This window comes from Paracoccus sp. PAMC 22219, from assembly GCF_000787695.1.
Taxonomy (GTDB): domain Bacteria; phylum Pseudomonadota; class Alphaproteobacteria; order Rhodobacterales; family Rhodobacteraceae; genus Paracoccus.
The window spans coordinates 1-6,979 of the sequence record NZ_BBPH01000253.1 but is presented as its reverse complement, the minus strand read 5'-3'; the positions used below and the strand labels follow the sequence as shown (position 1 = coordinate 6,979).

At 68.0% G+C, this 6,979-nt stretch carries 7 protein-coding genes and 1 pseudogene; 1 reads left to right on the top strand and 7 read right to left on the bottom strand.

All coding sequences use genetic code 11. The annotated features are described in order from the left end of the window. Positions 1–136: 136 nt before the first annotated feature. The 7 genes and pseudogenes from TY51_RS19755 to TY51_RS19730 form a co-directional block, all read right to left on the bottom strand. Positions 137–736 (bottom strand): superoxide dismutase, encoded by a 600-nt coding sequence (locus tag TY51_RS19755; protein ID WP_042253031.1) that lies wholly within the window; start codon positions 734–736, stop codon positions 137–139. A 110-nt stretch (positions 737–846) separates the two neighbouring features. Continuing rightward, a complete protein-coding gene (locus TY51_RS23850; RefSeq protein WP_231559168.1) occupies positions 847–1,098 on the bottom strand; it encodes a hypothetical protein in 252 nt (83 codons plus the stop codon). Then, positions 1,068–1,364, bottom strand: coding sequence for a sarcosine oxidase subunit gamma family protein (locus TY51_RS23845; protein WP_231559167.1), 297 nt, complete (start codon positions 1,362–1,364; stop codon positions 1,068–1,070). Before TY51_RS23845 ends, TY51_RS23850 begins: the two co-directional genes overlap by 31 nt. Beyond that, a pseudogene (locus TY51_RS19745) lies at positions 1,357–4,286 on the bottom strand (sarcosine oxidase subunit alpha family protein). Before TY51_RS19745 ends, TY51_RS23845 begins: the two are co-directional and overlap by 8 nt. After that, the gene (locus TY51_RS19740) at positions 4,283–4,630 is read right to left on the bottom strand and encodes a sarcosine oxidase subunit delta (protein WP_042253030.1); all 348 of its coding nucleotides are present in this window, start codon (positions 4,628–4,630) and stop codon (positions 4,283–4,285) included. The pseudogene TY51_RS19745 and the gene TY51_RS19740 overlap by 4 nt, the downstream one beginning before the upstream one ends. Before the next feature lie 165 nt (positions 4,631–4,795). After that, on the bottom strand, positions 4,796–5,059 hold the full coding sequence (locus TY51_RS19735) for a hypothetical protein (RefSeq protein WP_042253029.1): 264 nt from the start codon (positions 5,057–5,059) through the stop codon (positions 4,796–4,798). Between the two features lie 91 nt (positions 5,060–5,150). Next, positions 5,151–6,416 carry a sarcosine oxidase subunit beta family protein gene (locus tag TY51_RS19730; protein WP_081995326.1) on the bottom strand — a complete coding sequence of 422 codons (1,266 nt, stop codon included), beginning with the start codon at positions 6,414–6,416 and terminating at the stop codon, positions 5,151–5,153. Between the two features lie 173 nt (positions 6,417–6,589). Here TY51_RS19730 and ccmI point away from each other — a divergent pair. After that, positions 6,590–6,979 (top strand): c-type cytochrome biogenesis protein CcmI (gene ccmI / locus TY51_RS19725; RefSeq protein WP_042253028.1); only part of this gene is annotated, 390 nt, incomplete at its 3' end.

Genomic DNA, 6,979 nt, shown 5'->3' with positions numbered 1-6,979 from the left:
GGCCATGCCCGCCCTGCCGATCTGTCCTGTGTTCCCGTGGTCTTATACCGCGACGGACGGAAATGCCAATGCCGGCGCGGGTGCCACGCAAAAGGCCCGCCACAAGGGGCGGGCCTTTCGATCGATGTGTCAGACCTCACATGCGCGAGGCGACGTTTTCCCAGTTCACCAGCTTGTCCAGGAAGTTCTCCAGGTACTTGGGGCGCGCGTTGCGGAAATCGATGTAATAGCTGTGCTCCCACACGTCGCAGCCCAGCAGCGCCGTCTGACCGGTGCACAGCGGGTTCACGCCGTTTTCGGTCTTGGTGATCTCCAGTGTGCCGTCGGCATTCTTGACCAGCCAGACCCAGCCCGACCCGAACTGGCCGACGCCGGCTTCGGAGAACTTCTTCTTGAACTCCTCGACCGAACCAAAGCTGTCCTTGATCGCGGTTTCCAGGTTGGCGGGCATCGGGCCGGGGTTCGGGCCCATCATTTCCCAGAACTGGGCGTGGTTCCAATGCTGGCTGGCATTGTTGAAGATGCCGTTCTGCGCCACGGCGCCTTTCTGATAGGTGCCCTTGACGATGTCCTCCAGCGACTTGCCGTCCCATTCGGTCCCGGCCACCAGCTCGTTCAGCTTGGTGACATAGGCGTTGTGGTGCTTGTCGTGGTGGTATTCCAGCGTCTCGCGCGACATGCCGCCGGCTTCCAGGGCATCGTGCGAATAGGGAAGATCGGGAAGGGTGAAGGCCATTTTGCGGTCCTTTCGAAAGGGTTGGTTCGGTTCGGCGCGGACGGTCGCGCATTCGGGGGACCAACGCAAGGGGTGGGCCGGGGTTCCGACCCGCCCGCATGCGACAGGGATCAGCGCGGGGCCAGCTGGCTGCCGGGCGTGGCCGCGTTGGTCAGGATCAGCGACAGGTAATCGGCGGTGGACCGAAAGCCGATGACGCGGAATCCGCCGTCGATGCGCCAGAAGGCCGCGGCGGTCTGGGCCATGCGCGTGCGGCGCAGGGCGTTCGCCGGCAGGGCCGCGGCATCGACCGGGGCCAGCTTGGCGATCACGTCCGCGGCATGCGGCCCGGTCACGTCGAACACGGCGCGCGCGTCCGACACGTCGGCCACCAGCCGTGTTCGCCCGTCAGCGCCTGCGTCAGGTCCGACAGCGCCGCGGCCAGCTCTGCCACCGGCAGGATCAGCAACAGCTCGTCCGGCGACATCCACGCCAAAGTGCGGCTGCCGTCGGTGACGGTGGCGGTGTCATCGGGGATGGCCAGGCCCGCGGCCTCGGCCAGGGCGTCGCCCGCGCGGTCCAGATCGGCGCGGATGGTGATCATGCCCAACCCCGCGACGGGGGTGATGGTAGCCAGCGCTTCAGCCATTCTGACGGCTTCCTTCCTTGTCGTAGAAAACCGGATCGACGATCCGCGCCTGCATCACCGCGCCGTCCGGCATCGGAAAGTCCAGCACCTGCCCCATGCGGGCAGGGCCGTGGCGGACCAGGCCCATCGCGATGGGCTTGTCCAGAGTCGGCGAATGATAGCTGGAGGTGACGCGCCCTTGCGTCTTGCGCTGGCCGTTGCCGTTCGTGCCGTCCGCCACTGCATAGGCGCCGTCGGGAATGACCTTGCCCGACAGGCTTTCCAAGCCCACCAGCTTCCAGCGGGTGCCGTCGGTCATGTGACTGCGGCGTTGGGCGCGCTTGCCGATGTAGTCGGCCTTCTTTTTGGAAATCGCCCAGTCCAGCCCCAGATCCTGCGGGATGATGGTGCCGTCGGTCTCGTCCCCGATCATGATGAAGCCCTTTTCGGCGCGCATCACGTGCATGGCCTCGGTCCCATAGGGGGTGATCCCCAGGTCGCGGCCGACCTCGTGCAGACGCTCCCACAGCTCCAGCCCGCGATTGGCGGGGACGGCGATCTCATAGCTGAGCTCGCCCGAGAAGCTGATGCGGAAGATGCGGGCCGGGATGCCGGCGATGTCGCCCTGTGACCAGCCCATGAAGGGCAGCGCCTCGGCCGACAGATCGATGCTGCCCGGCAGGCGTTCCAGCAGGGCGCGGGCCTTGGGTCCGGCCACGGCGATCTGGGCGAATTGCTCGGTCAGGTTGGCGGTATAGACCTTCCAGTCCCACCATTCGCATTGCAGCCAATCCTCCATGTGCCCATGGATCCGGTCCGCGCCGCCCGTGGTGGTGTGGCACAGCCAGGTGTCGTCGGACAGGCGGGCCACGACGCCGTCATCCATCAGGAAGCCGTTCTCGCTGCACATCAGGCCATAGCGGCATTTGCCGACCGGCAGGGTGGACATCATGTTGGTGTACAGCATGTCCAGGAAACGCCCGGCATCCGGCCCCTTGACGATGATCTTGCCCAGGGTCGATGCGTCCAGCGTGCCGACGCCCGCCCGCACCGCCAATATCTCGCGGTTGACGGCGGCGTGGCGATCCTCGGTCGCGCGGGGATAGGCATAGGGGCGGCGCCAGTGGCCCACCGGTTCCCAGCTGGCGCCGTTGCGGTCGTGCCAGGCGTGGATCGGCGTCTTGCGCAGGGGCTGGAAGGCGTCGTCCTTGGCCTCGGCCGCGATGGTGGCCAGGGTCAGCGGCGTATAGGGCGGGCGGAACGTGGTCGTGCCGGTCGCTGGATGGGCTGGTTCAGCGCGTTGGACAGCACCGCCAGGCCGTTGATGTTGGACAGCTTGCCCTGATCGGTCGCCATGCCAAGCGTGGTATAGCGTTTCGTGTGCTCGACGCTGGCATAACCCTCCTGGGCGGCCAGTTCGACATCGGTGACCTTCACGTCGTTCTGGAAATCCAGCCACATCTTGGCGCGCAGCTTGTAGGGCGCGCGGGCGGGCATGACCCAGACGGGCATGGTCGCGCCCGCAGGCTGTTCCAGATCGCCGGCGCAGTGCAGATCACCATTCGCGGCCCCCGCGACGGTCACGTTGCCCTGTCCGTCCGCGCCCAAGGGCGGGCGGTCGGGGTCGGGGCGGAACATCGATTGGCCCTCGTCCCAGGTCAGCTTGCCGCCGCAATGCGAATAGAGGTGCACGACCGGCGACCAGCCGCCCGACATGGCGACCACGTCGCAATCGATGGTCTGCCGAGGCGTGCCGTCGGACTGGTGGTCGCACAGCACCACGCCCTCGACATGCTTGGCGCCCTTGACCTTGGCGATGGCGGTGCCGGTCAGGACGGTGATGCCCGCGGCCCGCGCAGCCTGGGGCAGCGCGCCGTCGGCGGTGGGGCGGGCGTCGACGATGGCCGGGACCTCCAGCCCCGCGGCATGCGCGGTCAGGGCGGTGCGATAGGCGTCGTCGTTGTTCGTGACCACGACGATGCGCCGCCCCGGTGCCACGGCGTAATCGGCGATGAAGTCGCGAACCGCGCTGGCCAGCATCACGCCCGGCACGTCGTTGGAGGCAAAGGACAACGGGCGTTCCAGCGCGCCGGTCGCGGCGATCACCCGGCCCGCCCGGATGCGCCACAGGCGCTGGCGGGGGATGCCTTGGTTCGGATCGTGATCGGCCAGCGATTCCCGGGCGATCAGATAGCCGTGGTCGTAAAGGCCGGTGGCCATGGTGTTGCGACGCAGGGTGACTGTGTCGCGGCCCCGCAGATCGGCCAGAGCCGCGTCGATCGCCGCCTGTCCGCCGTCATGGTCGGTGGGCGTGCGCCCGCCCCAATGCCCGTCCTGTTCCAAAACCAGCACGGTGCCGCCCGCCGCTGCCGCGTCGCGCGCGGCGGTCAGGCCCGCGATGCCACCACCGACCACGACCGTGTCGGCAAAGGCGTAAGCCTGTTCATAGCGGTCCGGATCGGGATCGGTCGGCGCCCGGCCCAGACCCGCGCTGCGGCGGATGATGGGTTCAAACAGGTGTTTCCAGAAGGGGCGCGGATGGATGAAGGTCTTGTAATAGAAACCAGCCGGAAAGACCGGTGACAGCCAGTTGTTCACCGCGCCGATATCGGCCTCCAGGCTGGGCCAGCAGTTCTGGCTGCGGGTGATCATGCCGTGGGTCAGGGGCGTCGTGGTGGCGCGCTGGTTCGGTTCGAACCGCCCGCCTTGGCCCAGGCCCAGCAGGGCGTTCGGCTCTTCGGCGCCCGAGGCGATGGGGCCGCGCGGGCGGTGGTACTTGAAGGACCGGCCCATCAGCAGCTGGCCGTTGGCCAGCAGCGCCGAGGCGATGGTGTCGCCGGTCAGGCCGCGCAGGTGGCGGCCGTCAAAGCGGAACGGGACCTGCCAGGCACGGTCGATGCGGCGGCCACCGGCGGGCAGGCGAAAGGGGGGCGTGTGGGTCATTCGGCGATGCCTTCGGCGGGGGTCCAGTCGGGTGTCCAGTCGGGGCGGGCCTTGCGGATCGCATCCACGATGTCGGCAGGGGGATGGGGCGTCTGCGCCCGATAGGTGCCGAACACCTGCAGCGTCGCGGTGCAGCGCGCGGCCAGGAACCACTTGCCGCAGCCATAGGCGTGTCGCCAGCGTTCGAAATGCACGCCCTTGGCGTTCTTGCGGGCGAACAGGTAGCTTTCGAAATCCTCGTCGGTGCCGTTCGGGCCGATGCGGGCCAGATGCGCCTCTCCGCCGGGATGCAGCTCGGTTTCCTCGGCGTTCACACCGCAATAGGGACAGGTCAGGATCAGCATCGGGCTTCCTTGGGGTGCGAGAGTTGCGGATGCGAAAAGGCACCGCAGCGGCGCAAGCCGGCGGTGCCGTCTGTCCGACATGCTGTCGGACGATGGCCGGGGGCTGACTGCCCCCGGACCCCAGTTGTCGCGCACGACGGACGGGCCGTCGCGCGCGTCAGGGCATCAGTTGGCCGGCGCCGGGGTCGCCGGTTCGGCAGGGGCGTCGACGGCCGGGGGGCTGTCGGTTTCGACAGACACGGCCGGCGTGTCGGTCGCGGGCTCTGCTGCGGGGGTTTCGACGCTGACGTTGGTATCGCCGCCTGCGACCGGATCGGTCGTGGCCATACCGGCATCGTCGCCACCGGACATGAAGAAGAACAGCAGTGCCACGACGACGACGATGCCGCCGACGATGAAGTAGAGGCCATTGTTGTTGCGGTCAGCCATGATGAACCCTTTCGGTCGAACCTGTCATGACAACGCAATTCGCGGATGGCGTCCGGGGTTCCGTCGCGGGAAAACATCGGCGCGCCCTCGCCTAATGCGCGACGCCGGCGGCGACCGATTCGTCGATGAACCGGCCCTCGCGGAAGCGGTTCAGCCCGAAATCGGCGGCCAGCGGTCCGGGCGTGCCCTTGGCGACCAGCTCGGCCATCGCCCAGCCCGATCCGGGGATCGCCTTGAAGCCGCCGGTGCCCCACCCGCAGTTCACGAAGATGCCGCCCACCGGGGTCGACGACAGGATCGGCGACCGGTCGCCGGTCATGTCCACGATGCCGCCCCACTGGCGCAGCATCTTGAGACGGCTGATCATTGGAAAGGTCTCGATCAGGGCGCGGACGGTTTCCTCGACATGCTGCCAACTGCCGCGTTGGGTAAAGTTGTTGAACCCGTCGGTGCCACCGCCGATCACCATCTCTCCCTTGTCGGATTGCGACATGTAGCCGTGGACGGTGTTGGCCATCACGACCACGTCCATGCAGGGCTTGATCGGTTCGCTGACCAGCGCCTGCAGGGCGACGGATTCGATGGGCAGGCGGAACCCGGCCATCGCGGCCAGCTGGCTGGAATGGCCCGCGACCACGATCGCCAGCTTGTCGCAGCCGATGCGACCCTTGGAGGTGTTGACGGCGCGGACCTGTCCGGCCTCGGTCTCGACCCCCGTCACCTCGCAGTTCTGGATGATGTGCATGCCCATGTCGGAACACGCCCGGGCATAGCCCCAGGCCACCGCATCATGGCGCGCCGTGCCGCCGCGGGCCTGATACAGGCCCCCCAGCACCGGATAGCGCGGCCCGTCCAGGTTGATGATCGGGACCTTGGCCTTCAGCTGCTGCGGGTCCAGCCATTCGGTCTGCACGCCCTGCAGGTTGTTGGCATAGACGGTGCGCTTGTAGCCGCGGATCTCGTGTTCGGTCTGCGCCAGCATGATCAGGCCGCGCGGGCTGAACATGATGTTGTAGTTCAGGTCCTGGGACAGGCCTTCATACAGGCTGCGGGCCTTTTCATAAAGCGCCGCCGACGGGTCCTGCAGATAGTTCGACCGGATGATGGTGGTGTTGCGGCCCGTGTTGCCGCCGCCCAGCCAGCCCTTTTCGATGACCGCGACATCGGTGATGCCGAAGTTCTTGCCCAGGTAATAGGCCGTCGCCAGCCCGTGCCCGCCCGCGCCGACCACGATCACCTTGTAGCGCGATTTCGGTTCCGGGCTGGCCCAGGCCCGCGTCCAGCCCTTGTGCTGACGCAGCGCCTCGCGGGCGATGGCAAAGACGGAATAGCGTCGGGCGCGGGGGGTGTCGGGCATGGTGCCTCTCAGGGAACGGGTTGCCTGCACCATGGCTGCGACGGCCCCGACCCTCAAGGCGGCTTGCGGCAGATCGCGGCGAAATGCGACATGCGACATTCGGACAGCCCTGTCGCAGCGCGCTTTCGGTCCGCCGCCATCCGCGCTAGGTACGGGCCCAACGGAGGTGACGCATGTTCTGGATCCTGGCTGCCGGCCTGACGGCCCTTACGGCCTTTGCCATCCTGTCGCCCTTGCGGCGGGGTCGCGCGGGTGCTGCACCCGCCGCGTCCTATGACCTGCGCGTCTATCGCGACCAGCTGGCCGAGGTCGAACGCGACCTGGAACGCGGCGTGATCGGCCCCGAGGACGCACAGCGCCTGCGCGCCGAGATCGGCCGCAAGGTGCTGGACGCCGACCGCCGCGCCGCCTTGTCGACGCCCGCCGCGCGCGGGGGCCGGCTGCTGTGGCCTGCCGTCGTGCTGGCCGCGATGCTGGCCGGCGCCGTGGCGCTGTACCTGCGCGAGGGGGTGCCCGGCGCGCCCGACATGCCGCTGGCCGAACGTCTTGCCGCCGCGGATGCC